A 23,502-nucleotide genomic window follows, 5' to 3' on the forward strand; every position below is an offset into this window, starting at 1 on the left:
CCGGCATCCCCTCCCCGAAGGGCTGCTTGACGTAGGGACGCAGGTCACCGCTCGGCGGCGAGCCTGCCGGCGAGGGACTGGAAGTCGGTCCAGGCGGCCTGCGGCGGGCGCGGGTCCCAGAGCTTCTGGGACAGGGCGGCCAGCGGCAGCCGGATGCCCGCGGCCACCTGGTCCGGGGTCTGCGAGGCGGCCAGGTCGCACCAGACGGCGAGGCGGGCGCCGAGGACCTGCGGGTCGTAGCGCGCCGGGACGGGGGTGGTGCCGCGCAGCACGAGCGGGGTCCACTGCTCGTAGATCCGCTTGCCGGTGGGGTAGGTGAACTGGTTGGGCTCGCCGAGCACGTAGTACAGGTACTCGTCGTTGAGGTTGACCACCTTGCGGCCGGTGTCCAGGTACTCCAGCGGCGGCCGGGCGCCGATCTCCTTGCCCGTCCAGTACTCGGCCTGGATGTCCTGGGCGGCCTTGGCGGCCCCGCCCCTGAAGAAGCCGTCGTTCCAGGCCTTGAGGGCCTTGCCCGACGGCCGGACCACGGCGGCCCGGTCGTTCAGCCAGCCCGTCGCCAGGTCCTGCACCCGGGCGGTGGGCCCGTAGCGGGCCCGCGCGGCGCTCGCGAGGGCGGGGAAGGAGGCCTGGGGGTCGCGCACCACCAGGGCCTGGTACTCGTCCGCGCCCAGGTGCCAGGCGCCCGCGGGGAACAGCGGCAGGTACTCGCGCAGCAGGTCGTCCACGAGTTCGGCCGACGCCGGGTTGGATATGTCCACGGCGCCCTTGACGGCCCGGCCCGCCGCGTCGCGCAGTTGCAGCTCGGGGTGGACGCGGAGCACGGCGCCGAGGTGTCCGGGCGAGTCGATCTCGGGGACCACCGCGATGTGCAGCCGGGCGGCGAGGGCGTTGATCCGGCGTACCTCGGCCTTGGTCAGGTGGGGGGTCGAGACGATCTCGGGGTGGGTGTCGGACTGGATCCGGAAGGCCTGGTCGTCGGAGAAGTGCAGGCCGAGCTGGTTGAGTTTGAGGTCGGCCATCTCGCGCAGCCGGCCCTCTATCCACTCCGGGGCGAAGTGCTTGCGGGCGATGTCGAGGTTGAGTCCGCGCTGGGCCTTGGCCGGGGCGTCCTTCACCGTGCCCTCGGGGGCCGCGCCGGCCCCGCGTATCTCCTGTTTGAGGGTGCGGGTGCCGTAGAAGACGCCCGCCTCGTCGGGGCCGGTGATCCTGACCCTGCCGCCCTGGACGGTGAGGGTGTACGACTCCGCCGGGCCGGAGCCCTTGGCGGCGAGGGCGAGCTGGACGTCGCCGGGCCCCGGCTGGTCCGACTCGGCGTACCCGAGGCGCAGTTCGCCGGCGAGCAGCTTCCCCTCGTCGGCCAGGGCCGCGCTGTCGGCGGGTGCGACGAGGACGCGGGCGCCGGGGGCGGGCTTCCAGCCGGGGCCCCGGGCGGGCACGTGCTCGCGTACGGACGGCACGGTGCGCGGGGCGGTGGAGAGGGGGTACGCGGACGCGGGCGGCCCGGTCGGCGCCGGGGACGGGGTGTCGGCGGTCGGGACGGGGGCCGGGGAGGCGGCGCCGGGAGTGGCGCGGGCGCCCTCGGCTCCGGCGGAACAGGCGGGTACGGCGAAGGCGACCAGCGTGGCGGCCGCTGCCGTCGCGATGGCCCGACCTCCGCGGAACCGCCCGGTCGTCTGCCTCATCGTGAACCCCTGTCCCCCGTACCAACCTGGCACGGGGGACGCGGTCGCGCGACCGGGGGCGTTCCCTACGCGGCGGAGTCGGCCCGGTCCAGGGCCTCCAGGGCGGCCGCCCCGAAGCGGTGGTCCTGCTCGGGGGCACCGCCGCCGACGCCGACGGCTCCGATCAGGTGGCCGCCGCGGTGGACGGGGAGGCCGCCCGCGATGAAGAGCAGCGGCCGGTCGAGTGCGGTGGGCAGGCTGTGGAAGGGCCCGCCGGGCAGCACGGCCTCGGTCAGGTCGGCCGTGGGGGCGTTCAGCTGGAGGGCGGTGAAGGCCTTGCGGGTGCTGGTCTCGCCGGAGATCAGGACCGCCCGGTCGTCGCGGCGGAAGGCCAGCGGGTGGCCGCCCGCGTCCAGGACGGTGACGCTGACCGCGACCCCGGCCGCCTCGGCGGCGGTGCGGGCCGCGGTGACGAGCAGCTCGGCGTCCTCGGTGGTCAGCGGGGAGAGGAGGACGCGGGTGGCGGTGGTGCGGGACATGTGGTGCTCCTGTTGCGGTGTGGTGGTGCGGGTGGTGCGGGTGGGGGGTCAGTGGTGGACGGCGGCGGGCGGGGCGGCGGGGGTTCCGGCCGCCACGACCCGGCTCGCGCCCGCCGCGCGGCGGACCGTACGGCGCTCCAGTGCGCCGGAGACGAGGGCGAGGACGAGGGCGGAGGCGGCGAGGGCGGCGCCGACCCAGTTCGGGGCGGTCCAGCCGAGCCCGGCGGTGATGACGAGCCCGCCGAGCCAGGCGGCGAGGGCGTTGCCGAGGTTGAAGGCGCCGATGTTGACGGCGGAGGCCAGCGTGGGGGCGCCGGCGGCCTGGTCCAGGACCCGCTTCTGCAGCGGCGGCACGGTCGCGAAGCCGAGGGCGCCGATGAGGAAGACGGTGACGGCGGCGCCCGCCTTGTCGTGGGCGGTGAGGGTGAAGAGGGCCAGTACGACGGCCAGCGCGCCCAGGGACACGTACAGCATCGGCATGAGCGCCCGGTCCGCGTAGCGGCCCCCGGCGAGGTTGCCCGTGACCATGCCGAGCCCGAACAGGACGAGCAGCCAGGTGACGGAGGTGTCGGCGAAGCCGGCGACGTCGGTCAGCATCGGGGTGATGTAGGTGATGGCGGCGAAGACCCCGCCGAAGCCGAGGACGGTCATCGCCATGGCGAGCAGCACCTGGACGTTGCGGAAGGCGGCCACCTCGTGGCGCACCCGTACGCCCTCGGGGCGGGGCAGGTCGGGGACCAGCCGGGCGATGCCGATCAGGCCGAGCACGCCGAGGGCGGCGACGGCCAGGAAGGTGACGCGCCAGCCGAGGTGCTGGCCGACGAGGGTGCCGAGCGGTACGCCGACCACGTTGGCCACGGTCAGACCGGTGAACATCATGGCGATGGCGCCGGCCTTCTTCTCGGGCGCCACGAGCCCGGCGGCGACCACCGAGCCGATGCCGAAGAAGGCGCCGTGGGCGAGGGAGGCGACGACGCGTCCGGCCAGCATCACGCCGAAGGCGGGGGCGAGCGCGGAGAGCACGTTGCCTGCGATGAAGAGGCCCATGAGCAGCATCAGCATGCGCTTGCGGGGGACGCGGGTGCCGAGGACGGTCATCACCGGGGCGCCGAGGACCACGCCGAGGGCGTAGCCGGTGACCAAGAGGCCGGCGGTGGGGATCGAGACGCCGTAGCCGGCCGCGACCTCGGGGAGGAGGCCCATGATCACGAACTCGGTGGTGCCGATCCCGAAGGCTCCGATGGCGAGGGCGAGGAGCGCGAGAGGCATGACGAAGCTGCCCTTCAGGGTGCGGGAGGTGGGGTGGGGGCGCCGGGCGAACGTTTTTGCGCTCGCCGATTACGCTCGTCCACATTAATTGCAGACGCGGGATATTTGCAAGCGCGGGCTATTGCGCGCGTGGCCTATCCTTGGCGGTATGCACGCGGCGGCACGACCACGCGCGCGCCGTCCCACGCCCACACCCACACCCACGACGGAGGAGCCACATGACGACCACGGACAGCGCACTGACCGGCCTCGCCCAGGGCTGGTGCGCCCTCTCCCTCCTCCACGGCCGGATCGAGGCGCACATCGAGCGGGCCCTCCAGGCCGGACACGGGCTGAGCGTGCGCGAGTACTCGCTGCTGGACGTGCTCAGCCGCCAGCACGGCGGCCCGGGCGGGCACCTGCGGATGCACCAGGTCGCGGACTCGGTGGTGCTCAGCCAGAGCGCGACGACCCGGCTGGTCAGCAGGCTGGAGGACCGCGGGCTGCTGAGCCGCTACATCTGCGACACCGACCGCCGGGGCATCTACACCGACGTCAGCGAAGCGGGCCTGGCCCTCCTGGACCAGGCCCGCCCGACGAACGCCGCCGCCCTGCGCGAGGCCCTGGACGAGGCCGCGCTCAACCCCGAGCTGGCCCCGCTGGTGGCGGCGGTGGAGAACACCCGCCGGTAGCGCCCGTCAGCCCTTCGACTTCGAGGGGCTCGGCGTGCTCTGCGGAACTCCGGCCCCGCCCGCCGGGACCGGCGTGGCCGAGCCCCCCGAGCCGCCGGCGGGCACGGTCGCCGGGGGCTCGGACCGCGGCGGGCGCACCGGGGCCGACGACGTCGCGGGCTGCGGCGTGGGCGTACCCGCCCCGGTACCCGTACCCGAGGGTACGGACGGCACTTCCGGCGGCACCGAGGCCGACGGCGACACGCTCGGCCGGGGCGTGCCCGAGGGCCCGGTCGGGCTGAGCTCCGGCGGCGCGGCGGGCGGCTCGGGGCGGACCGGCCGCTGATCGGGCCCGCCGAGCACGAGGTACCCGGCCAGGGCCGCCGCCGCCAGGCCGGACACACCCGCGAGGGTCCACGCCCCGCGCCGCAGCCACAGCGTGCGCGGGGACAGCCGCCGCAGGTGCGGGCCTGGCGGATCGGCGGGCCGCAGCGAGACGACCGTCACCTCCTCGGCCCGGGCTTCCAGGGCCTGGCGCAGCCGGCGCTCCACGGGGCGTTCGCCGTCGGGCGCGTTACCCGTAGGACCGGTCATACCCTTCCCTCCAGAATCCTTTCCAGCGCGTCCAGGGCGCGGCTGGCGTTCGACTTCACCGCGCCCCGGCTGATGCCCAGGGTCTCGGCGATCTCCGCCTCGCTCATGTCCGCCCAGTACCGCAGCACCAGCACCTGGCGGCGGCGCACGGTCAGTTTGCCCAGGGCCGCCAGCACCTCGCGGTGCGCCTCCCCCAGGACCACGGACGTCTCGGCGGAGGGGACGTCGGCGGTGGCCGGCGGGATCCAGGCACGGGCGGTGCGGCGGCGGCGCAGCACGGACCGCGCGGTGTTCACGACGGAGGTGCGCAGGTAGCCCAGCGCGTTGTCCACCTCCGAGATCTGCTCCCCGTACCGGCGGTAGAGGGCGGTGAAGGCGTCCTGCACCACGTCCTCGGCGGTGCCCAGGTCGTCGACGAGGAGCACGGCGAGGCGGACCATGCCCAGCCGGTGGGCGTGGTACAGCTCGCTGACGGTCGGCGGGCGCGGGGCATCCACCGCGCCGTGGCCGCCGGGCCCGCCGGTGCCGTACGCGTCGTCGTACGAGGACGCGTACGTGTACGCGTGTGCGCCGGCCGGGTGGCCGCCGGGCCCGGCGGCCGGCGGGGCGGAGCGCCCGCGGCGCGAGAGCCACCACCACAAGCCCCGCCACGCCCGGGCGAAGCCGGGTGTGAGGGGGCTGGCGGGTGGTGCGAGTTCGAGCACGGGTGTCCTCAGTTGCCGGCGCGGCGCCGCACGGCGAACAGGGCGCCGCCGCCGGCGGCGACGAGCGCGGCCGCTCCGGCTCCGAGGGCGACGGTGGTCGCCGAGGAGCCAGTATGCGCCAGCTCGGACCCGTCACCGGAGCCGGGCGCCGCGGAGGGCACGGCGGAGGGCTGGCCGACACCGGCCGGGACCGTGGGGGCCGCGCTGGGCGTGGCCCCCTCGGGCAGGGTCGGGACGGGGCTCGGCTTGGCGCTGCCGCCCGCCGGCTGCGAGGGGGCCGGGGTGGGCTTGCCGGCCGGCACCGAGGGGACCGGGGTGGGCTTGCCGCTGCCGGCCGGCGGGGCCGGAACCGCGCTCGGCTGCGCGTTCCCGGCGGGGGCCGGCGACGCCGAGGCGGAGGCCCCCTGCGCGGCGGCGACCGGCCCGGCGAGGGCGAGGACCGCCCCGGCGGCGGCAGCGGCGACGGCCGCCCGGCGGGCGGTGACGGGAACAACGCGCTTCAGGTTCTTCACAGTGGCTCTCCACGGTCGGGTCCGGGGCGGGAACTTCGCCCTTCACCCCCGCACGACGTGCGAGTGCCCGATCGGTTGCCGCCGTTTCGAGAAAACTTTTCGCGCGTTCCCTCCCCGCCCCGGCTCACGGCCGCGGCGGCGGCCAGGGGACCTCCTCCAGCAGCGGCAGCAGCACCTCCTCCTCGTGGTCGAGGTGGGCGTTCAGCTCCGCCGTCATCCGCGCCAGTTCGGCACGGAACCGCTCGGGTTCGGCGATGGCCACCCCGCCCAGCAGGGCCACCAGTTCGCCCTGGATCCGGGCGACCGTGCGGTGTTCCTCCCGCAGCCGCTCGAAGACGGGCGCCAGGTGCGGGTGGTGGGCCAGGGTCCCGGGGAACAGGTGGGCGTCCTCGCTGGTGTGGTGGAACTCCAGGCCCTGGCAGAACGCGAGGCAGCGCTGGCGGATCTGGAGCCCGAGCCCGGGCGCCGGCGGCCGGCCCGGTCCGGTGTGGGCGGCGCGGGCGGCGAAGTGGGCCTCCGTCTCGGCGCCGACGTGGCGCAGCTGGGCCCGCAGCCAGGTGTGGACCTCCAGCAGCTTCCCGGCGAGGGTGCGGACCTCGCCGGGCTGCCAGCCGTCGGGCTCCGCGGGCTCCAGCCGGACGACGGGGAGCGGGCGGGTGGTGCGGGCCTGGTAGTCGGCGTATCCGGGGGCGGTCCGCACGACGGCTTCGAAGAGCTCCTCGCGCCGGGCCCCTTCCGCGGGTACGGCGAGGGCCTCGAAGGTGTCGGAGCCGAGCTCCACCCGTACCTGCGGGTGGGCCAGGAGGTTGTGGTACCAGGCGGGATGGGCGGGGGCGCCGAGGTTGGAGCCGACGACGAGCAGGACGCCCTCGTGGCGGACGAAGCCGAGCGGGGTGGTGTGCTCGGCTCCCGACCGGGCGCCGGTGGTGGTGAGCAGGAGCAGGTCCTCGCCCTCGAAGTAGCCGCCGACCTTGCCGTGGCCGGCGCGGAACTCCTCGATGACGGAACGGTTGAAGTCCTGGGCGGGTGTGGGCACGTGTGTGTTCTCTCTCTGGGCAGGCCGGTCCGGCACGCCGCCGGTCCCCCGACGGGCCGCTGTGGAGCGGGAGTCGCCGGGGCGGGGCATGCGGGAGCGGACGTACGGACTCGCGTGCGTACGGAGTCGCGGAAACGGGGGGGCGGCTGCGGCTCGACGGCCGGGCCGCGACGCGGGAGCCGGAGGTGCGGCTGCTCTACGTCAACTGCGGGGCGCGGAGTGCTGACTCATGGCGTGTCCCTGAGTGAAGGGTGTTCGCCCGATCACCGGCCGGCCCACTGCTCTTTGGCCGGAGTCACGCGACACCGCCCGCCATTAGACGCAACGGGCGCGGCGGTTGTCAATGCCGATGATCTTGTACGGATTCCCGCAGCGCCCTGCCCAGGACTGCCACGCCCTCCTCGATCTCGCTCACCGGTCCGGCCGCGTAGCCCAGGATCAGGCCCGGCGGCCCGGGTCGCAGCCGGTGCCAGGACAGGGGGTGCGTCTTGACCCCGAGGGCCAGGGCCGCCCCGGCCACGGCGGTGTCGTCGAAGGACGCGCCGTCGAAGGTGACGGTCAGGTGCAGCCCCGCCGCGGCACCGTGCACCCGGGCTCCGGGCAGGTGCTCGGCGACGGCCCGCAGCATCGCGTCCCGGCGGCGGCGGTGGCGGCGCCGGACGAAGCGCAGGTGGCGCTCCAGTTCGCCCGAGTCCATCAGCCGGGCGAGGACGAGCTGTGCGAGGACCGGGCTGCCGAGGTCGGCGTGGCGCTTGGCCTCGACGACCGGTTCCCGCAGGCGGCGCGGGACCAGCAGCCAGCCCAGCCGCAGGGCCGGCGCGAGCAGTTTGGACACGCTCCCGGCATAGCAGACCCCCTCGGGCGCCAGGGCCCGCAGCGCGGGGACGGGGGCGCGGTCGTAGCGGTGCTCGGCGTCGTAGTCGTCCTCCAGGACCAGTCCCCCGGCGGCGGCCCAGGCCAGCAGTTCGCGGCGGCGCTCCCCGTCGAGGACGACCCCGGTCGGGAACTGGTGCGCCGGGGTCATGAGCACCGCCCGCGCCCCGCTCGCCCGCAGCGCGGCCACGTCCAGCCCGTCCCCGTCCACGGGTACGCCGACGACGTCCAGCCCGCCGTGTTCCAGCTGTTGCCGCGCCCCCAGCGAGCCGGGGTCCTCCACCGCCACCCGGCGCACACCGGCCGCGGGCAGCACCTGCGCGAGCAGCCGGAGGGCCTGTGCGACCCCGGCGACCACGACGACCTCGGCGGGATCGGTGCGGATCCCCCGGTTCCGGGCCAGCCAGCCGGCGACCGCCTCCCGGAGGGCCGGCGCGCCCTGCGGGTTGCCGTAGCCGAAGTCGGCCGGGGTGAGGGCGGCGAGGACCCGGCGCTCGGCCTGGAGCCAGGCGGCGCGCGGGAAGGCGGTGAGGTCGGGCACCCCGGGCGAGAGGTCGATCCGGCAGGGCACGGCGCGCAGCGCGTCCACCAGCCCGCCGCGCGGCACGGCGGGCGCGGGCCCGGCCGCCGGGGGCGCAGGTGCGGCAACGACGACGGTGCCGGCCCGGCCCCGGCCCGCCACCTGGCCGGTCTCGGCGAGCCGCTGGTAGGCCTCGGTGACCAGGCCGCGGGAGACGCGCAGTTCGGCGGCGAGCACCCGGCTGGCGGGGAGCCGGCTGCCGACGGGCAGGGTGCCGTCGGCGATGGCGGCGCGCAGCCGGCCGGCGAGCCACTCGGTGCGGTTGCCGGGCGGGGCCTGGCCGATGTCGAGCTGGAGGAAGTCCGACCCGGTTCTGGACCCCTCGGCAGCGCCTTCTTTGGACCTGCTCACGGGACCATTGTGCCTCCAGGCTGGACGGCATGAGCACCTCCGTTTCCGCCCCGTCCACCGCGTCCGTCTCCCCCGCGCGCTCCGCCGGCCTGCGGGACCTGGTCCCCGGGATCACCGGTATGGCGCTGGTCGGCAGCAGCGTCACCGTCTCCCGCTCCCTGGTCGACGCCCCGCTGTTCGCCGCCCAGGCGGTCCGCTACGCGGCCGCCGCCGTGATCCTGCTCCTCCTCGCCCGGGCCGCCCGGGTGCCGCTGTCCCGGCCCCGGGGGCGGGAGTGGCTGTGGCTGGCCGGGATCGCGGCCGGCGGGCTGGTGCTGTTCAACGTGGCCGTGGTCCGGGGCGTCGCGCACGCCGAACCGGCCGTCATCGCCGTCGCCGTGGCCTCCGTACCGGTCCTGCTCGGGCTGGTCGGCCCGCTGCTGGAGGGGCGGCGGCCCAGCCGCCGGGTGCTGCTGGCGGCGCCCGTGGTGGTCGCGGGGGCGGTGCTGGTCGAGGGGACCGGGCGCACCGATGCCGCCGGGGTGGGCTGGGCGGTGCTGGCGCTGGCCTGCGAGGCGGCGTTCACCCTGCTCGCGGTGCCGGTGCTGGGGCGGCACGGCGCGTGGGGGGTGTCCTTGCACGCGGTGTGGATGGGGGCGGTGATGCTGGCGGTGCTGTCGGTGTGCACGGAGCGCCCGTCCGCGCTGGCGGAGCTGACCGCCCGCCAGTGGGGCGCCGTCGGGTACCTCGCCGTGCTGGTGACGGCGGTGGCCTTCCTGCTCTGGTACCGCACGGTGGCGGCCGTGGGCTCCGGCCGGGCGGGGCTGCTGACCGGTGTCGCCCCGCTCGCGGCGGCCGGCGCCGGGGCGCTGTCGGGCGGCGGTACTCCCCGCCCGGCGGTGTGGCTGGGCCTGGCGGTGGTGGTGGCCGGGCTGGCGCTGGGGCTGCGCGGCGGGGGCGGATCCCCCGAAGCCTGACCACAGCGTGTCCGGTCCTCCCCTTGAGGGTGCGCGGGCCCGTGGCTCGCCCGACCCGAGATCGTTCCGTCCACGTGTACGCGCCCGCCGCCTTCTGCGTCGGGGCGGTGGATCGTGATGCGGGGGGCCATGGGGTCATGGTCGCCTCGCTGCCGGCTGCCTGCCTCTCGGGTGCTGTACATGGGTGACGACGCCCGGCAAGCAAGGCCTTCCTTGCTGGTGCTTCTGCGGGTATGGCGCATCCCCTGAAAGAGTCAACTCGACACGTCCGAGGCCGAGTTGCAGAAACTCTCCAAGGGGGATCCATGCGTGCCGACAAGACCCGCCCCGCCCTGGAACTTCGATTCGGCGGGCTGCACCTCACCGTCCAGCGCGTTCCCGCGTGGCTCATCGGGCTCATCAGCACAGCGAGCGGCGCTGCCGCAACGTGGTGGACGACCCACTAGCGCGCCGTCCTGGGCTTACGGATCAGGTCCCGGCCGGCACCAGCACCACGGCCGTCCCGTAGGCGCAGACCTCGGTCCCGACGTCGGCGGCGTCGGTCACGTCGAAGCGCATCATCAGGACCGCGTTGGCGCCGCGCGCCATGGCCTGCTCGATCAGCCGCTCCATGGCCTGGTTGCGGGTCTGCACGAGGGTCTTGGTGAGCCCCTTCAGCTCGCCGCCGATCATGGATTTCAGGCCGGCTCCGATCTGGCTGCCGAGGTGCCGGGAGCGCACGGTGAGCCCGAACACCTCCCCGATGACCTGCTCGACGCGGTAGCCGGGGACGTCGTTGGTGGTCACGACCAGGACGCCGGTCTGCTGGGCGCCGGGGCCTCCGCCGTAGTCTTCGATACCCATGGGCCCACTGTGCTGCCGACGGTGGCCGCACGCATCCGCCGGCCGTCCGGGCGCGACCGGAGCCGCCTTGCAGATATTGCGCATATCGGGCTAATCGGCGGTGCGTCGGCCGGGGCTCCGCCCGCCCCCTCGTCATAGTCGTCCGTGGCAGCCACCGGGCTGCCGCCCCCAGTCGCGTCCCGCGGCCGGGCGGAAGCCTTCGTGGAGGAGCGGCTCATGCTGAAGCCCACCAGGACCATCCTCGCTCTTGCCGCCGGCAGCATGGTGCTCGGCCTGCTCGGCGCGGGCGTCGCCGTCGCGGACGGCGGTCCGGTGGACGACGGACCCGGCGCGGCGCAGGCCCGCGACGGGGACTCCGGGTACGACGAGTACAGCGAGTACGACGACGGGTCCGAGTACGAGGACGGGTCCGAGTACGACGACTCCGACGAACAGTCCGAGGACGGGCACGGCCGGCCGGGAGACGACGGGCCCGTCACTTACCCCAAGCCCAAGTACGCCCTCGGCAAGGTCGTCTCGCACGGCCCGCTGAAGGTCCGCAGCAAGCCCACCACCCACTCGAAGGTCCTGTACAAGGTGCACCCGCACCAGAAGCTGTCGATCGTGTGCAAGAAGCGCGGTGAGAAGGTCGACGGGAACAGCCTCTGGTACCGGCTGGAGCACAAGAAGGACAGGAAGCCCGTCGACGATGTCGACGGCATGAACGGCACCGACGGCGAGAAGGGCGCCCAGGTCCGCGAGTACGAGTACAAGCGCGCGTGGGTCTCGGCCCGCTACGTCAAGGACGTCACCCCGGTGAAGTGGTGCCGCTCCTGACCCTCACGGGTCGCTCCCCCGGGCGTACGGGACGGGTCCTCACGGCCCCGCCTCCCGTACGCCCGGCGGCCTGTCAGAAGTCCCCGTAGTTGACCTGCCAGGTCGCCAGCCCCATCCGGCGCCAGACGGCGACCACCCGGTCCCGGTCGTCGAGCGACACCCGGACGGCGTAGCGGTCGCGCACGTGCGCGTCGAAGAGCTCGGCCTTGACCACGTCGTCGCGGCGGTGGTCGCCCGCCGCCCGCATCCACAGCTCGTCGTACGGCACCTCGTGGCGCCGCAACCAGGACTCCGTCTGCTCCCGGTGCTCCTCGCCGCGCCCGGACAGCAGCACGATCGTGTCCCCGTCGGCGCGCCGGAAGGCGTCGAGGGCGTGCCGTACGGGCTCGTTCAGCAGGTCGGTCTCGCAGCGCGAGAAGTCGTACGGGCCCCGGTCGCCGGTGAGGGCGAGCGTGCCGTCGATGTCGCACATCACGGCGGACGGGAGCTCCGGGTCGGCGACGTAGGGACGGACGGGCGGCTGGTCGTTCAGCCACTCCGCGGTGAGCCGCCAGCCGCCCTTCCTCGCCTTGGCGTGCTTGTCGGCGAGTATCCGGATGATCTCCTCGCCGACCGGCCGCTCCCGCGCGGCGTCACGGCGCAGGCACTCCTCGACTGGCACGTCGGTGAAGTCGTGCACGACGAAGGTGGCGCGGCCGGCGACCGCCGCCTTGAGCCGCTTGGGGATGTTGGACGTCAGGTGGGTGTTGTCGACGACCACGTCGAACCCGTCCTCGACGGCCGCGCGGACCGCCGCGTCCTGGACGGCGAGCACGGTCTGCTCGTGCCGGTACGAGCGGCCCCGCTCGGGGTCGGGCACGTCGAGCATGGCCCGCAGGTCGTCGAGGTTGACCCGTCGCATGCGGCCGCCGGCCTCGGCCTGGAGGGCGCGGGCGGCGGTCGTCTTGCCCGAGGCCGGCAACCCCGTCATGACGTGGACCACGGGGAGTCCGGGCTCTTCGGACACGTTCAGTTCTCCTCGTCGGTGGTGTAGGGGTCGGCCGTCTCCGGCCGTACGGCCCGCCAGCTGACGAGCTCTGTGCTGCGGCCGTCCAGCCGCAGGAACACGGCCGAGCGGACCTGTCCGTCGGAGATCTCCCGCGCACCGCGGGCGAAGGCCGCCCGGTCACCGGCCAGGTGCGCCAGGGTGTCGAAGGCCTCGTCGATGGCCTGCTCGCGGCGGGCGAACGCCGCCTCCAGGCCCGCGATCACCTCGCGCACCCAGGTGTCGAACTCGTCGGGGACCTGCTCCAGCAACTCGTCCAGCGGGCGGCCGCCCTTGGAGCGGACGCCCCCGAGCTCGGCGACCGAGAGGCCCAGCCCCTGGGCCAGGCGCTTGACGGACGTCCCGGAGAAGCGCTGGATCCCGTGGCTGCGCCAGACGTCCCGCTCGGTGACGCCGGTCAGCAGCTTGTGCAGGCGTACGTACTCCGAGAGCTTGGCCTTCGCGCGCACGCCGGAGGCGAAGCGCAGCACGAAGCCCTCGGCGTCCGTGCCGGTCGCGGGCCCGCCGCCGGGCAGGGTGTTGGACTCGGCCAGTGCGAGGAGCTCGTCGAGCGGCACGGCGGGCCAGACCTTGACGACGGAGCCGATGCCCTGCCAGTGGCCGGCGGCCTCGGCGAGCGGCACCTCGGTGCCGTCCCGGCCGAAGGCGGCGAGCAGGACGAGGTCCCGGCGGTCGCCGTAGTCCACCACGATGCGGTTCTGCGGGTACAGGATCTCCGCGAGGTAGGTCGTACCGGGCACGAGGGCCGTGGTGTCGCGGGAGTCGAGGCGGCGCTGCGCCCAGGTGGCCTGGGCGCTGATGAAGGAGCCCTTGGAGGCGACCCGCCAGTGGCCGGCGTAGTGGAAGACCACGGCGAGGCTGCCGTCGACCTTGTCGTACACCTCGAACGTCTCGTCGGGCAGGGCGGGCGCGTAGGGGCGGCCGGAGGCGTGCTCGCCGACGTTGAAGAACTTCGGCAGCGGCAGGGCCACGACCGCTCCGGTCTCGTCGTCGGCGACGAGACCGCGGCAGCGCGTGGTGACCCTGTTCCATATCTGCTCGTACTGGGCGGTGCGCGTGTACGTGTAGATGGACAGGGGCAGTTCGGGGTGCTGCTTGCGGGTCACGTGCCCGGCGTCGATCGCCTGCGCCAGCTCCTGCGCGGGCAGCAGGCCGTGCAGAGTCAGGTGGTCCTGGCTCATGGGTTCCTCCCGGTTCGAGATGCCCCATTCTCACGTGCGGGAGGGACCGGCCGGTAGTCGATTATTACTGGTCAGCGGCCGAGGCGGTTGATGTCCCGGGTGTGCAGGATCCGGGTGGCGACCTCGGATCCGGGGGTGGCGACGGTGATCATCGCCCGGCCGATGGCCTCGGTGGTGGTGGTCAGGTTCGGCGCGATCCGGCGCAGGAGCGGGAAGAGCGGCGCGGTGAGCGCGTACGCCGTCCGGTAGAGCCGGGTCTTGGAGGGCACGCCGGCTACGGGCTGGATGATGCCGGGCCGGAACATGTAGGCGCGGAAGGGGAGTCCGAGCAGGTCGTTCTCCGTCCTGCCCTTGACCCGGGCCCACATGGAGCGGCCCCGCTCGGTGCTGTCGGTGCCCACGCCGGAGACGAAGGCGAAGGCGAGCGCCGGGTTGGCGGAGGCCAGCGGGCGGGCGACGGCGAGCGTCAGGTCGTAGGTGACGGCGCGGTAGGCCTCCTCCTTCATGCCGACGGAGGAGACGCCGAGGCAGAAGAAGCAGGCGTCGTACCCGGACAGCTCGCCGGCGAGCTCCGACAGGTCGGCGGGGTCGGGCCGGACGTGCTCGCGGAGTTTGGGGTGGCTGACGCCGAGCGGGGTGCGGCCGACGGACAGGACGCTCGTCACGGAGTCGTCGCGCAGGCACTCGCGCAGCACGCCGCGCCCGATCATGCCGGTTCCGCCGTAGAGGATGACGTTCACGTGCGCAGCCTAGTGCGCGGGCGGTCGGACGAGCGTGCCGCGGTGGGCGGTGGTGTCCTCCTCGGTGGCGACGGTCGCCTGGAACGTGCGGGCCATGGCGGGACCTATCGAGCCGCCCCGCCCCTCCCCGGGGGGAAACGCCGCCGGGCGGGCCGGCAGCAGCTGAAGGTGAAGGCGAGGAAGGTGAGGACCCAGGCGGCGGCCGCGATCCACAGCAGGACCTCGCCGAGGGGGCGCAGCCACGGGACGCCGGCCGCGGGGGCGGCGGTGAGGCACGCGGTGGCGGTCATGCCGAGGGGGAAGACGGTGGACCAGCGGCGGATGTCGTAGCGGGGGCGGGGGCTGCGGAGTTCGGCGGCGAGGAGGACCGCGTACCAGGCCAGGGAGATGCCGAGGGCCGTCAGGGTGGCGGTGCGCAGGGCCGTGTGTCCCGGCCCGGTCCACAGGGGCAGGGCGGTGAGTTTCGCTCCGGCGAGGGCCGTGATGGACAGGGCCCCGCCCGCGACCCAGTGGTCGCCCGCCCCGCTGACGACCTCGTGGAAGTCGAACCGGGTCAGGGCGAGGCCGTACAGCAGCAGGCCCAGGCAGAAGCAGGCCAGGGCGGCCCAGGCGAGCCAGTGGAGGCCCCGGGCGGCGGCCAGGGCGGCCGCGAGGACGGCGAGGCCCTGGGTGGCGACGCAGACGAGGAAGGCGGCGCCGGGCATGCGGCGGCGCCAGTGGCGTATGACGGAGACGAGGAGCCCGGGCCACAGCACGGCGGCCAGCGCCAGCAGGGCGGCGGCCTCGCGCTGCCGGCCGAGCTGGGCGAGGCGGGCGCCGAGCACGGTGGTCGCGGCGACGGCGGTGAGGGCGGCCGGGGTGTCCGCCTCGGCCCGGAAGCGGCCCCGGTCGCCGATGAGCCGGGCGGCGAAGTCGCCGGCCAGTACGAGCCACAGCGCGCCCGCGACGACCAGCGCGGCGAGGGAGAGCCGGGTGCGGCCGGTGAGCTCCAGGCCGATGGAAAGGATCCCGGAGGCCATGACGGCTCCGCCCGCGGCGGGCGGGAGGGCGGAGCACCAGGCCCTCAGACGGCTCCCGCTGCGCATGGCCTCACATTACGCCGCGGGTGCGGAACTGGACGCTGATCCGGGGGCCGACGGCCCGCGCCGTCTTGGGGACGGCGTGTTCCATGGTGCGCTGGCAGGAGCCGCCCATGACCACGAGGTCGCCGTGGCCCAGCGGCAGCCGCAGCAGGGTGGGGCCGCCGTCGCGGGGGCGCAGGACGAGGTCGCGGGGGTCTCCCACGGAGAGGATCGCGACCATGGTGTCCTCGGTGGCGGAGCGGCCGGTGCGGTCGCCGTGCCAGGCGACGCTGTCGCGGCCGTCGCGGTAGAGACAGAGCCCGGCGGTCGCGAAGGGCTCGCCGAGTTCGGCGGCGTAGTGCCGGCCGAGGGCGTCGCGGGCCTCGGTGAGCACGGGGTGCGGGAGCGGCTCGCCCTCGCGGTAGTGGGCCAGCAGCCGGGGCACCTCCACCTCCCGGTCGTACATCTGCCGACGTTCGGCGCGCCAGGGCACCTCGGCGGCGAGCCGTTCGAAGAGGGCGTCGGCCCCGGTGAGCCACCCGGGGAGGTGGTCGGCCCAGGCGCCGGCTCCGAGCACGGTCCTCCGTACCGGTGAGAGCGGTCCGAGCCGGATCTCGTCGGTCTGGTCGAAGAGGGAGCCCTGGAGTGCGTGCATGGGGCCAGCCTACCCCCGCCCTCGAACACCTGCTCGAAAGAATGAGGTGCTCCAGGGGGTGGCCCGGCGGCGGGCTGAAGAGGATCATGGCCGCACGCCGGCCCCGCCGGGCCACAGAGTCGTGGAGGTACACGTGTCGGTCGCGCCCAGTCACGCGTCAGGAAACTCCGGGGTCCCGCTGCTGGACGAGACGATCGGGGACAACCTCGACCGCACCGTGCGCCGCTTCCCGGACCGGGACGCCCTCGTCGACGTGGCCGCCGGGCGGCGGTGGACGTACACGGAGCTGGCGGCCGACGTGGACGTCCTCGCCCTCGGCCTGCTGGACCTCGGCATCGCCGAGGGCGACCGGGTCGGCATCTGGGCCCCCAACCGCGCCGAGTGGACCCTGGTCCAGTACGCCACCGCGAAGATCGGGGCGGTCCTGGTCACCGTCAACCCTGCGTACCGCTCGCACGAGCTGGAGTACGTGCTGAACCAGTCCGGGATCCGGCTGCTGGTCGCGGCGGAGGAGTTCAAGGGCTCGGACTACGCGGGGATGATCGAGGAGGTCCGGCCGCGCTGCGCGGACCTGGAGTTCACCGTGCTGCTGGGCGGCCCGCTGTGGGACGCGCTGCTGGAGCGCGGCGCCCAGGGCGATCCGGCGGACCTGGCGCGGGCGGCCGCGGCCCTGGACCCGGGGGACCCGGTCAACATCCAGTACACCTCGGGGACCACCGGCTTCCCCAAGGGGGCCACCCTCTCCCACCGCAACATCCTCAACAACGGCTTCTTCGTCGGGGAGCTGTGCGGCTACACCGAACGGGACCGGGTGTGCGTACCGGTGCCCTTCTACCACTGCTTCGGCATGGTCATGGGCGCCCTCGCGTGCACCAGCCACGGCGCGGCGATGGTGATCCCGGCACCGGCCTTCGACCCGGCGGCCACCCTGGCGGCGGTGGAGGCGGAGGCGTGCACCTCCCTGTACGGGGTGCCGACCATGTTCATCGCCGAACTGGCCGCTCCCGGCTTCGACGGGTACGACCTGTCGAGCCTGCGGACCGGGATCATGGCGGGCTCGCCCTGCCCGGTGGAGGTGATGAACGAGGTGATCGAGCGGATGGGGATGACCGAGGTCTCCATCTGCTACGGCATGACGGAGACCTCCCCGGTGTCCACGCAGACCCGGGTGGACGACTCCGTGGAGCGCCGGGTCTCCACCGTGGGCCGGGTCGGGCCGCACCTGGAGGTCAAGGTCGTCGCCCCGGAGACCGGCGCCACCGTCCCGCGCGGCACCCCGGGCGAGCTGTGCACCCGGGGCTACTCGGTGATGCTCGGCTACTGGGGCGAGCCGGAGAAGACCGCCGAGGCCGTGGACCGGGAGGGCTGGATGCACACCGGCGACCTGGCGGTCATGGACGCGGACGGCTACCTGAGCATCACGGGCCGGATCAAGGACATGGTGATCCGGGGCGGCGAGAACCTCTACCCGCGCGAGATCGAGGAGTTCCTGCACGGCCACCCCGACGTCCTGGACGTCCAGGTGATCGGCGTCCCGGACGCCAAGTACGGGGAGGAGCTGATGGCCTGGGTGCGGATGCGCGCGGGGGCCGAGCCGCTGACGGCGGAAGCGGTCCGCGCGTACTGCTCGGGCCGCCTGGCCCACTTCAAGATCCCGCGCTACGTCCACGTCGTGGACGAGTTCCCGATGACGGTCACCGGCAAGATCCGCAAGGTGGAGATGCGCGAGACGGCGGCCCGGCTGCTGGAGTAGCTGTAGGGCGCATTTGGTTGCTCCGGGCGGCAGTTGGGGCTCCGATCGCGCATGGCAGGCTGTGGCCATGCAGTTGCGTGATGTGATCCTCTCCGGCGGCCCGGCGCCCTTCCGGTACCTCGGCGGCGGCGAGGAGGGGCTGCGGCGGCCCGTGCTCGCCGCCGTGACCATCGACCTGCCGGATCCGGGGCGGTTCGTCTCCCCGGGGGACCTGGTGCTGTCGGGGCTGGTGTGGCTGCGGCCGGACCTCGGGCGCGCCGACGCCTTCGTACGGATCATCACGGAGGCGGGCGCCGTCGCGCTCGGGGCGGGCGAGGCGGAGTTCGGGAACGTACCGGACGAGCTGGTGCGGGCCTGCGACCGGCACGGGCTGCCGCTGTTCGCGGTGGGCGTGGACGTCCCCTTCGGCCCCGTCGCCGAGTTCGTGGCGCGCGGCCGCAGCGGGGCCCGGGTCGGGAACCTCGCCGCGCTGGTGGACCGGCACCGGCGGCTGATGGCGTCCCGGCCGGGCAGCGGCGCCGGGTCGGGGGCGCTGCTCGAACTGCTGCTGTCCGAACTGGACCTGCGCGCCCATGTGCTGTCCCCCACCGGACGGCTGATCGCGGGCGCCCGGCCACCGCTGCCGGAGCGGACGGCGACGGCCCTGGCCGGGCGGTTCCTGGCCGCCGAGCGCTCCGGCCGGCGCGCTCCGCACCGTACGACGGCCCACGGGATGCCCTACTCGCTGTTCCCGGTGCGGTCCGCGCCGGGCGCCGGGCCCGCGCTGACCGACTGGGCCGTCGCCGTGGAGGCCGACAGCGGGGACTGGCACGACGAGCGCATCGGCCTGGTGGAACGGCTGGCCGGGCTGATCGCCGTGGAGCGCGGCGGCCGTGACGCCGACCGCACCGCGCGCCGGCGGGCCGCCGGGAGGCTGCTCGGGCTGCTGGACTCCGGCGGGGCGGGGGCGGAGGCGCGGGAGCAGGTCCGGGACGCCGCCGGGCGGCTCGCGGCGGAGGCGGCCGGCGGCGGGACCCGCTGGCAGGCCGTCGCGGCCCGGCTGGACGGCGTACCGGGCGGCGACGGGCCGTCGCCGGTGCGGGACCTGCTGGAGGAGGTGCTGCTGCACCCGGCGTGCCTGGGGCCCGGCGCCGCCCGGCGGATCGGGGTCGCCGCCGCGCTCGACGGGCGCGGGGCCGTGGCCTTCGTACGGGTCGCCGGGGGCGCGGAGCTGGCCCCGGAGGCGGTCCGGGGGGCCGCGTGCGGCGCGCTGCCGCGCGGGCTGCGCGGCGGGGAGCGGCTGAGCCTCGGGATCGGCGACCCGGTGGCGGAGCCGGACGACCTGCGGCACACCCTGGCGGAGGCCCGCAACGCCCGCCGGGTGGCCGCCGGCCCCGACGCGGAGGCGGTCGCCGTGTGCGGGACCGGGGACATGGCGGCGCACGTCATGTCACTGCTGCCGCTGCTCCCCGCGGAGGTCAGGCGGGCCTTCAGCCGCCGGCTGCTGGCGCCGCTGCACGCGTACGACCGGCGCCACCAATCCGAACTGGTCCCGACGCTCCGGTCGTTCCTGGAGCACGACGGCTCCTGGGCCCGCTGCGGGGAGGCCCTGCACCTGCACGTGAACTCGCTGCGGTACCGGATCAACCGGATCGAGTCGCTGACCGGGCGGGACCTGGCCCGGCTGGAGGACAAGATGGACTTCGCGGCGGCCCTGCGCATGGACTGAGCCCCGCACCGGCCCCCGTCCCATCCCGTCCCCGCCCCCGTCACCCCGCGTGCCGGATCCGGGCCAGGAGCAGGACCGTGTCGTCGGTGGCCGCGTCGGGGACCAGGGCCGACAGGACGCGGTCCACCTCCTCCTCCAACGGGCCTTCGACCGACGCGAGCCGGTCCCGCAGGGCGTCCAGGCCCGCTTCGATGTCCTGGCCGCGCGCCTCGACGAGCCCGTCGGTGTAGAGGGCGAGGACGGCCCCGTCGGGCAGGTGGGCGCCGGCCGAGCGAAAGGGGACCCCGCCGACCCCGAGCGGGACTCCGAGGCCGCCGCCGAGGGTCTCGACGGTGCCGTCGGGGCGGCGCACGAGGGGCGGGGGGTGGCCGGCGTTCGCGATGCGGGCCCGGCCGGTGTGCGGGTCGTACTCCACGTAGACGCAGGTGGCCAGCTCGATGCCGGACTCCCGGGCACACGCGTCGAGTTCGCCGAGGAGCAGCTCGGGCTCCGGGCCGTGGCGGGCCAGCGCCTTGGCGGTGATGCGCAGCCTGCCCATCGAGGCGGCGGCGGGCACCCCGTGGCCCATGACGTCGCCGACGACGAGGGCGACCCGGCCCCCTGGCAGGTCGATCACGTCGTACCAGTCTCCGCCGACCTCGGTGGCCCGGCTGCCCGGCAGGTAGCGGTGGGCGATGGTCACGTGTTCGCTGCGGGCCAGGGCGCTCGGCAGCAGGGCCCGCTGGAGGGTGAGGGCGATGTCCTGGACCCGGCTGTAGAGGCGGGCGTTGTCCAGGCACAGGGCGGCGCGGGAGGCGAGTTCCCCGGCGAGGCTCAGGTCCTGTTCGGTGAAGTCGGGACGGGCGGACGAGCGCCCGAACATGGCGATGCCCTGCACGGTGCCCCGGGCGATGAGCGGGGCGATGACGATGCGGGCCAGGCCGCTCTCCAGGAGCAGCCGGGCGCGGCCGGGCCGGTCGGTGGCCCCGGCCGCGAACTCCTCGTCGACCCGGACGCAGAGCGGCCGTCCGGCGGCGAACATGCGGTGGATGCCGGAGCCCGGCGGGTACGACAACCGGTCCAGACCGGCCACCAGCTCGGGCGCGGGCGGCGGCAGCACGGTGCCGGACGCGATGCGGCGGGTGAACAGGGGCAGCCGCGGGTCGAAGGCCTCGGCGGGGTGCATCCACTCCACCAGCTCGACCACGCAGCCGTCGCAGAAGTCCGGTACGGCCACCTCGACCAGTTCCCGGGCGGTGGTGTCCACGTCCAGCGTGGTGCCGACGCGGGCCGCGGCCCGGTCCAGCAGGGCCAGGCGCCGGCGGGCCGCGGTGGCCTCCAGCAGGGCCAGCTCCCGGTCGGTGACGTCCACCAGCAGGCCGCCCACCCCGGGGCGGGTCTCCCCGGCCCGGCTGAGCGGGAACAGGCTGACCGACCGCACCTGGTCGCGGTCGGGGCGGCCGGGAGTGCGCAGCCCCACCAGGGCGCCGACGAGGGGGCGGCCCTCGTCGGCGACGGCGCGCAGCATGCGCTGGAACTCGCCGTCGTCGGAGGTGAGCATGATCTCGTCGGTGGCGCGGCCGAGGTGGGCGGCGACCGGAAGGCCGTCCATGTCGGCCAGGGCCTGGTTGAGGTGGACGTAGCGCAGGTCCTGGTCGAGCATGACCAGGCCGATGGGGCAGCTCTCGAAGAGGGCGTCGAGGAAGGCGAGGTTGGTCTTCACCCGGTCGAGCTCGTCCCCCCTGCTGGCCAGCCCCATGATCACCGGGTCGTCGGCGCTGCCGGCCACCGGGAAGACCCGGAACCCGCAGTCGAAGACCGAGCCGTCCCGGTGCAGGGCCGGCAGCCGGACCCGCCAGTACCCGAGGGTCCGGGCCCGTTCCGTCAGCCGCGCGGCGGAGCCGGGGGTGCCTTCGGGGGGTTCCGGGAAGAGGGCGGCGGCGGGCCGGGACAGCACCTCGGCGGCCTCGTGCCCGAAGAGTCCCTGTGCACCGGGCCCCCAGAAGCGGATCCGGCCGTCCCCGTCCATGCCGAAGACGGCCACCGGCACGTGTTCCAGCAGGGACCCCGGCTCCGACCGGATCGGACCGGCAGCCCCCGAGCCCCCCGCGTGCTCCGACGCCACCGGAAGCCTCCTCTGCCCGGGGCGCGCCGAGTCCCCGTACCCGCCCGCGCGGGGGCGGGGGGCTCGCCGCTCCCCTTCATTCTGCGCGCACTCGGCGGAGCGGACATCACGGCGCCGCCCGGTCCGCGGCAACCCGGCGCGGGTCGAGGACGATCTGCCGGGGGGTCCAGCAGTCGGCGCTCTCGATCGCGATCGCGGCCGAGCAGCCGGCGCACAGCATGTTGGCCCCGCCCGTGCCGTCGGGGCCGCAGCAGCCGCCGCGGGTCCCCGCATCGGTGGTGGGGGTCATGCCCCGGGCGTCGCCGGGGCCGATGACGATGCTGCCGGCCGGGCCTCCCCGGGCGAGGTGCGACTTCAGCGTGGGGTGGGGCACCGAGGAGAAGGCGGACGGCTGCGGGTCGTACGAGAAACGGCCCGGCGGGATCCGCGGCGGGCACTCGCCGTCGGCCTCGTAGGGCAGCGGGCCCTCCTCCGGGAGGGGCACCTCGTCGACGTCGGCGGTGACGGCCGTACCGCAGTCGGCGCATCGGAAGACGGTCATGCCCCATCCTCTCCGGCCCAGCCGGTCACGGCGACGACGTCGAGGGCGATGCCGTGACTGAGCGGCCGTCGGTGGGGACGCGCACCACCCAGGGCGGCGCGGCGGCCTCCGGACGCCGGGACATCAGCTCGTCCCGGGCCACGTGGGCCTCCAGCCCGCTGCCGGTCTCGCGGACGGCCAGGCGCCGCCGGGCGGTGGCGTCGGCGGCGGTGAGGAGGACCCCGATGTCGCGGGGCGTGCCGCCCATCGCGCGGGTGATCAGGCCGGGCTCCAGGACGGAGACGGTGTTGGTGTGGATCAGCCTGCGACGCTGGCCGGGCGCGGTGTAGTCGCGCCGGAGCGCGGCCAGGCCGGCCTCGGTCAGCCGGGAGCGGTCGGGGCCGCCGGGCGGGGCGGGGTGCGCGTGGTCCAGGTCGTCGCCCCCGACCAGGCAGTGCGCGACCCGGGCGGCGCGCAGCCGCACCGAGACCTCCCGGCCGACCGTGGTCTTCCCGACGCCGGACCGGCCGCCGATGAGCAGTACCTCGCAGGGGCCGTCAGCCATCCGACCAGCAAACCCCCGCCCGCCCCCGCCCGGCACCCGCGGACCGGGAGCGCACGCGGTGCCCGGGGGGCGCACGGGATCCCGTGCCCGGCGCCCGGCGCCGGGCCCGCCGCCCGGACGGCACCCGGCACGCCGAGAGCACGCACCGGGCGCCGCGGGCCCGCCCTCCCGGCGGGGCGGCGCTACTGCGCGGACGCTCCCGGGCGGCCGTTCAGCGGGGTGTTCGCGGTGACGGTGCCGTCGGAGCCGGATACCGTCACCGCGTGGCGGACGCCGTCCGGGCCGAGGACCACCGCGCGCCAGGCGCTGCCGCCGCCCTGCTGGGCGACCGCGCGCAGGGCCTCGACCTTGCCGCCCTCCACCGCCGCGGCCGCCTTCTCCGCCGCCTGGCCGATGGGCAGGGCGGGCAGCGGCGCGGGCGCCGGGGCGTGCCGGGCGAAGCCGCCGCGTGCGGGGCCGGCGCCGTCCCGTACCTTCGGCTCGGCCTTGTGCCCGCCCTCGGGGGCGTGCGCGCGGCCCGGTTCCGGCCGGACGAGGTGGCGGGCGCGGTCCGCGTGGCCGTGGTGGTGGCCGGCCACGGCCACTGCCGTCGCCCCGCCGCCCACGATCACCGCGGCCGCGCCGACGGCCACCGCCCAGCGCGCGCCCGTGCCCCGGGGGACCACGCCGCCCAGCCCCTTGCGCGCGGGCTTCGCCTGCGCTTCGGGCTGTTCGGGCTGTTCGGGCTGCGGGAAAGACTCAGACATACCGGGACTCCTCAGGCACAACCGGGCACCACACCCG

The 23,502-nt window shown here is 75.3% G+C and carries 22 protein-coding genes and 1 pseudogene; 5 read left to right on the plus strand and 18 right to left on the minus strand.

Annotated elements, in window-relative coordinates; translation table 11 throughout:
- Window positions 1–44 precede the first annotated feature (44 nt).
- The 3 genes from ACZ7IF_RS01820 to ACZ7IF_RS01830 form a co-directional block, all read right to left on the minus strand.
- Window positions 45–1,685, minus strand: a complete 1,641-nt coding sequence (locus ACZ7IF_RS01820; RefSeq protein WP_470961390.1) for a beta-N-acetylhexosaminidase — start codon at window positions 1,683–1,685, stop codon at window positions 45–47.
- Window positions 1,686–1,750: 65 nt separating this feature from the next.
- Window positions 1,751–2,203, minus strand: a complete 453-nt coding sequence (locus tag ACZ7IF_RS01825; RefSeq protein WP_470961393.1) for a GlcG/HbpS family heme-binding protein — start codon at window positions 2,201–2,203, stop codon at window positions 1,751–1,753.
- A gap of 48 nt (window positions 2,204–2,251) precedes the next feature.
- Window positions 2,252–3,472, minus strand: a complete 1,221-nt coding sequence (locus tag ACZ7IF_RS01830) for an MFS transporter (RefSeq protein WP_470961396.1) — start codon at window positions 3,470–3,472, stop codon at window positions 2,252–2,254.
- Between the two features lie 218 nt (window positions 3,473–3,690).
- On the opposite strand from ACZ7IF_RS01830, the gene ACZ7IF_RS01835 reads away from it, so the two are divergent.
- On the plus strand, window positions 3,691–4,143 hold the full coding sequence (locus ACZ7IF_RS01835) for a MarR family winged helix-turn-helix transcriptional regulator (RefSeq protein WP_470961399.1): 453 nt from the start codon (window positions 3,691–3,693) through the stop codon (window positions 4,141–4,143).
- Between the two features lie 6 nt (window positions 4,144–4,149).
- Here ACZ7IF_RS01835 and ACZ7IF_RS01840 read toward each other — a convergent pair whose 3' ends face one another.
- The 5 genes from ACZ7IF_RS01840 to pdxR form a co-directional block, all read right to left on the minus strand.
- Window positions 4,150–4,716 (minus strand): hypothetical protein, encoded by a 567-nt coding sequence (locus ACZ7IF_RS01840; RefSeq protein ID WP_470961402.1) that lies wholly within the window; start codon window positions 4,714–4,716, stop codon window positions 4,150–4,152.
- On the minus strand, window positions 4,713–5,420 hold the full coding sequence (locus tag ACZ7IF_RS01845) for an RNA polymerase sigma factor (protein WP_470961405.1): 708 nt from the start codon (window positions 5,418–5,420) through the stop codon (window positions 4,713–4,715). The genes ACZ7IF_RS01840 and ACZ7IF_RS01845 overlap by 4 nt, the downstream gene beginning before the upstream one ends.
- An 8-nt stretch (window positions 5,421–5,428) precedes the next feature.
- Window positions 5,429–5,932, minus strand: a complete 504-nt coding sequence (locus ACZ7IF_RS01850; RefSeq protein WP_470961408.1) for an LAETG motif-containing sortase-dependent surface protein — start codon at window positions 5,930–5,932, stop codon at window positions 5,429–5,431.
- 124 nt (window positions 5,933–6,056) lie between these two features.
- The gene (locus ACZ7IF_RS01855; RefSeq protein ID WP_470961411.1) at window positions 6,057–6,968 is read right to left on the minus strand and encodes a nitroreductase/quinone reductase family protein; all 912 of its coding nucleotides are present in this window, start codon (window positions 6,966–6,968) and stop codon (window positions 6,057–6,059) included.
- 340 nt (window positions 6,969–7,308) lie between these two features.
- Window positions 7,309–8,772 carry a MocR-like pyridoxine biosynthesis transcription factor PdxR gene (pdxR, locus tag ACZ7IF_RS01860; RefSeq protein WP_470961414.1) on the minus strand — a complete coding sequence of 488 codons (1,464 nt, stop codon included), beginning with the start codon at window positions 8,770–8,772 and terminating at the stop codon, window positions 7,309–7,311.
- A 29-nt stretch (window positions 8,773–8,801) separates the two neighbouring features.
- On the opposite strand from pdxR, the gene ACZ7IF_RS01865 reads away from it, so the two are divergent.
- Window positions 8,802–9,728, plus strand: coding sequence for an EamA family transporter (locus ACZ7IF_RS01865; protein ID WP_470961417.1), 927 nt, complete (start codon window positions 8,802–8,804; stop codon window positions 9,726–9,728).
- A gap of 468 nt (window positions 9,729–10,196) precedes the next feature.
- Here the strand turns inward: ACZ7IF_RS01865 and ACZ7IF_RS01870 are convergent, their stop codons facing one another.
- Window positions 10,197–10,571, minus strand: coding sequence for a YbjQ family protein (locus tag ACZ7IF_RS01870; protein ID WP_470961420.1), 375 nt, complete (start codon window positions 10,569–10,571; stop codon window positions 10,197–10,199).
- A gap of 216 nt (window positions 10,572–10,787) precedes the next feature.
- Between ACZ7IF_RS01870 and ACZ7IF_RS01875 the strand changes: the two genes are divergently transcribed.
- Complete coding sequence (locus ACZ7IF_RS01875; RefSeq protein WP_470961422.1) at window positions 10,788–11,387, plus strand: hypothetical protein; 600 nt, start codon at window positions 10,788–10,790, stop codon at window positions 11,385–11,387.
- A gap of 73 nt (window positions 11,388–11,460) precedes the next feature.
- On the opposite strand, the gene ACZ7IF_RS01880 is transcribed toward ACZ7IF_RS01875, so the two are convergent.
- From ACZ7IF_RS01880 to ACZ7IF_RS01900, 5 genes are all read right to left on the minus strand, one after another.
- Window positions 11,461–12,393, minus strand: coding sequence for a phosphatase domain-containing protein (locus tag ACZ7IF_RS01880; RefSeq protein ID WP_470961425.1), 933 nt, complete (start codon window positions 12,391–12,393; stop codon window positions 11,461–11,463).
- 2 nt (window positions 12,394–12,395) lie between these two features.
- Window positions 12,396–13,613: an RNA ligase gene (locus ACZ7IF_RS01885; protein WP_470961427.1), complete on the minus strand. Its 1,218-nt coding sequence runs from the start codon at window positions 13,611–13,613 to the stop codon at window positions 12,396–12,398.
- 71 nt (window positions 13,614–13,684) lie between these two features.
- Window positions 13,685–14,353, minus strand: a complete 669-nt coding sequence (locus ACZ7IF_RS01890; protein ID WP_470961430.1) for a Rossmann-fold NAD(P)-binding domain-containing protein — start codon at window positions 14,351–14,353, stop codon at window positions 13,685–13,687.
- 104 nt (window positions 14,354–14,457) lie between these two features.
- Window positions 14,458–15,438: a tellurite resistance/C4-dicarboxylate transporter family protein gene (locus ACZ7IF_RS01895; protein ID WP_470961433.1), complete on the minus strand. Its 981-nt coding sequence runs from the start codon at window positions 15,436–15,438 to the stop codon at window positions 14,458–14,460.
- 4 nt (window positions 15,439–15,442) lie between these two features.
- The gene (locus ACZ7IF_RS01900; RefSeq protein ID WP_427710665.1) at window positions 15,443–16,069 is read right to left on the minus strand and encodes an alpha-ketoglutarate-dependent dioxygenase AlkB; all 627 of its coding nucleotides are present in this window, start codon (window positions 16,067–16,069) and stop codon (window positions 15,443–15,445) included.
- Window positions 16,070–16,190: 121 nt separating this feature from the next.
- On the opposite strand from ACZ7IF_RS01900, the gene ACZ7IF_RS01905 reads away from it, so the two are divergent.
- Both ACZ7IF_RS01905 and ACZ7IF_RS01910 read left to right on the plus strand, forming a co-directional pair.
- A complete protein-coding gene (locus tag ACZ7IF_RS01905; RefSeq protein WP_470961436.1) occupies window positions 16,191–17,822 on the plus strand; it encodes an AMP-binding protein in 1,632 nt (543 codons plus the stop codon).
- A gap of 67 nt (window positions 17,823–17,889) precedes the next feature.
- Window positions 17,890–19,530 carry a PucR family transcriptional regulator gene (locus ACZ7IF_RS01910; RefSeq protein ID WP_470961439.1) on the plus strand — a complete coding sequence of 547 codons (1,641 nt, stop codon included), beginning with the start codon at window positions 17,890–17,892 and terminating at the stop codon, window positions 19,528–19,530.
- 40 nt (window positions 19,531–19,570) lie between these two features.
- Here ACZ7IF_RS01910 and ACZ7IF_RS01915 read toward each other — a convergent pair whose 3' ends face one another.
- From ACZ7IF_RS01915 to ACZ7IF_RS01930, 4 genes and pseudogenes are all read right to left on the minus strand, one after another.
- Window positions 19,571–21,634 carry a SpoIIE family protein phosphatase gene (locus ACZ7IF_RS01915; protein ID WP_470961442.1) on the minus strand — a complete coding sequence of 688 codons (2,064 nt, stop codon included), beginning with the start codon at window positions 21,632–21,634 and terminating at the stop codon, window positions 19,571–19,573.
- A gap of 106 nt (window positions 21,635–21,740) precedes the next feature.
- Window positions 21,741–22,175 (minus strand): hypothetical protein, encoded by a 435-nt coding sequence (locus ACZ7IF_RS01920; RefSeq protein ID WP_470961444.1) that lies wholly within the window; start codon window positions 22,173–22,175, stop codon window positions 21,741–21,743.
- Window positions 22,172–22,719, minus strand: a pseudogene (locus ACZ7IF_RS01925) (P-loop nucleotide/nucleoside kinase family protein). The gene ACZ7IF_RS01920 and the pseudogene ACZ7IF_RS01925 overlap by 4 nt, the downstream one beginning before the upstream one ends.
- 182 nt (window positions 22,720–22,901) lie before the next feature.
- On the minus strand, window positions 22,902–23,465 hold the full coding sequence (locus ACZ7IF_RS01930; RefSeq protein ID WP_470961447.1) for a hypothetical protein: 564 nt from the start codon (window positions 23,463–23,465) through the stop codon (window positions 22,902–22,904).
- Window positions 23,466–23,502 lie beyond the last annotated feature (37 nt).

This window comes from Streptomyces sp. NPDC037421 (assembly GCF_055602105.1).

What these genes read in the sequence shown, in the direction of transcription:
- ACZ7IF_RS01900 (WP_427710665.1), bottom strand. Translation starts at nt 16,069, where the DNA reads ATGCACGCACTCCAGGGCTCCCTCTTCGACCAGACCGACGAGATCCGG.
- ACZ7IF_RS01830 (WP_470961396.1), bottom strand. Translation starts at nt 3,472, where the DNA reads ATGCCTCTCGCGCTCCTCGCCCTCGCCATCGGAGCCTTCGGGATCGGC.
- ACZ7IF_RS01825 (WP_470961393.1), bottom strand. Translation starts at nt 2,203, where the DNA reads ATGTCCCGCACCACCGCCACCCGCGTCCTCCTCTCCCCGCTGACCACC.
- ACZ7IF_RS01840 (WP_470961402.1), bottom strand. Translation starts at nt 4,716, where the DNA reads ATGACCGGTCCTACGGGTAACGCGCCCGACGGCGAACGCCCCGTGGAG.
- ACZ7IF_RS01875 (WP_470961422.1), top strand. Translation starts at nt 10,788, where the DNA reads ATGCTGAAGCCCACCAGGACCATCCTCGCTCTTGCCGCCGGCAGCATG.
- ACZ7IF_RS01885 (WP_470961427.1), bottom strand. Translation starts at nt 13,613, where the DNA reads ATGAGCCAGGACCACCTGACTCTGCACGGCCTGCTGCCCGCGCAGGAG.
- ACZ7IF_RS01835 (WP_470961399.1), top strand. Translation starts at nt 3,691, where the DNA reads ATGACGACCACGGACAGCGCACTGACCGGCCTCGCCCAGGGCTGGTGC.
- ACZ7IF_RS01870 (WP_470961420.1), bottom strand. Translation starts at nt 10,571, where the DNA reads ATGGGTATCGAAGACTACGGCGGAGGCCCCGGCGCCCAGCAGACCGGC.
- ACZ7IF_RS01930 (WP_470961447.1), bottom strand. Translation starts at nt 23,465, where the DNA reads ATGTCTGAGTCTTTCCCGCAGCCCGAACAGCCCGAACAGCCCGAAGCG.
- ACZ7IF_RS01920 (WP_470961444.1), bottom strand. Translation starts at nt 22,175, where the DNA reads ATGACCGTCTTCCGATGCGCCGACTGCGGTACGGCCGTCACCGCCGAC.
- ACZ7IF_RS01865 (WP_470961417.1), top strand. Translation starts at nt 8,802, where the DNA reads ATGAGCACCTCCGTTTCCGCCCCGTCCACCGCGTCCGTCTCCCCCGCG.
- ACZ7IF_RS01910 (WP_470961439.1), top strand. Translation starts at nt 17,890, where the DNA reads ATGCAGTTGCGTGATGTGATCCTCTCCGGCGGCCCGGCGCCCTTCCGG.
- ACZ7IF_RS01820 (WP_470961390.1), bottom strand. Translation starts at nt 1,685, where the DNA reads ATGAGGCAGACGACCGGGCGGTTCCGCGGAGGTCGGGCCATCGCGACG.
- ACZ7IF_RS01895 (WP_470961433.1), bottom strand. Translation starts at nt 15,438, where the DNA reads ATGCGCAGCGGGAGCCGTCTGAGGGCCTGGTGCTCCGCCCTCCCGCCC.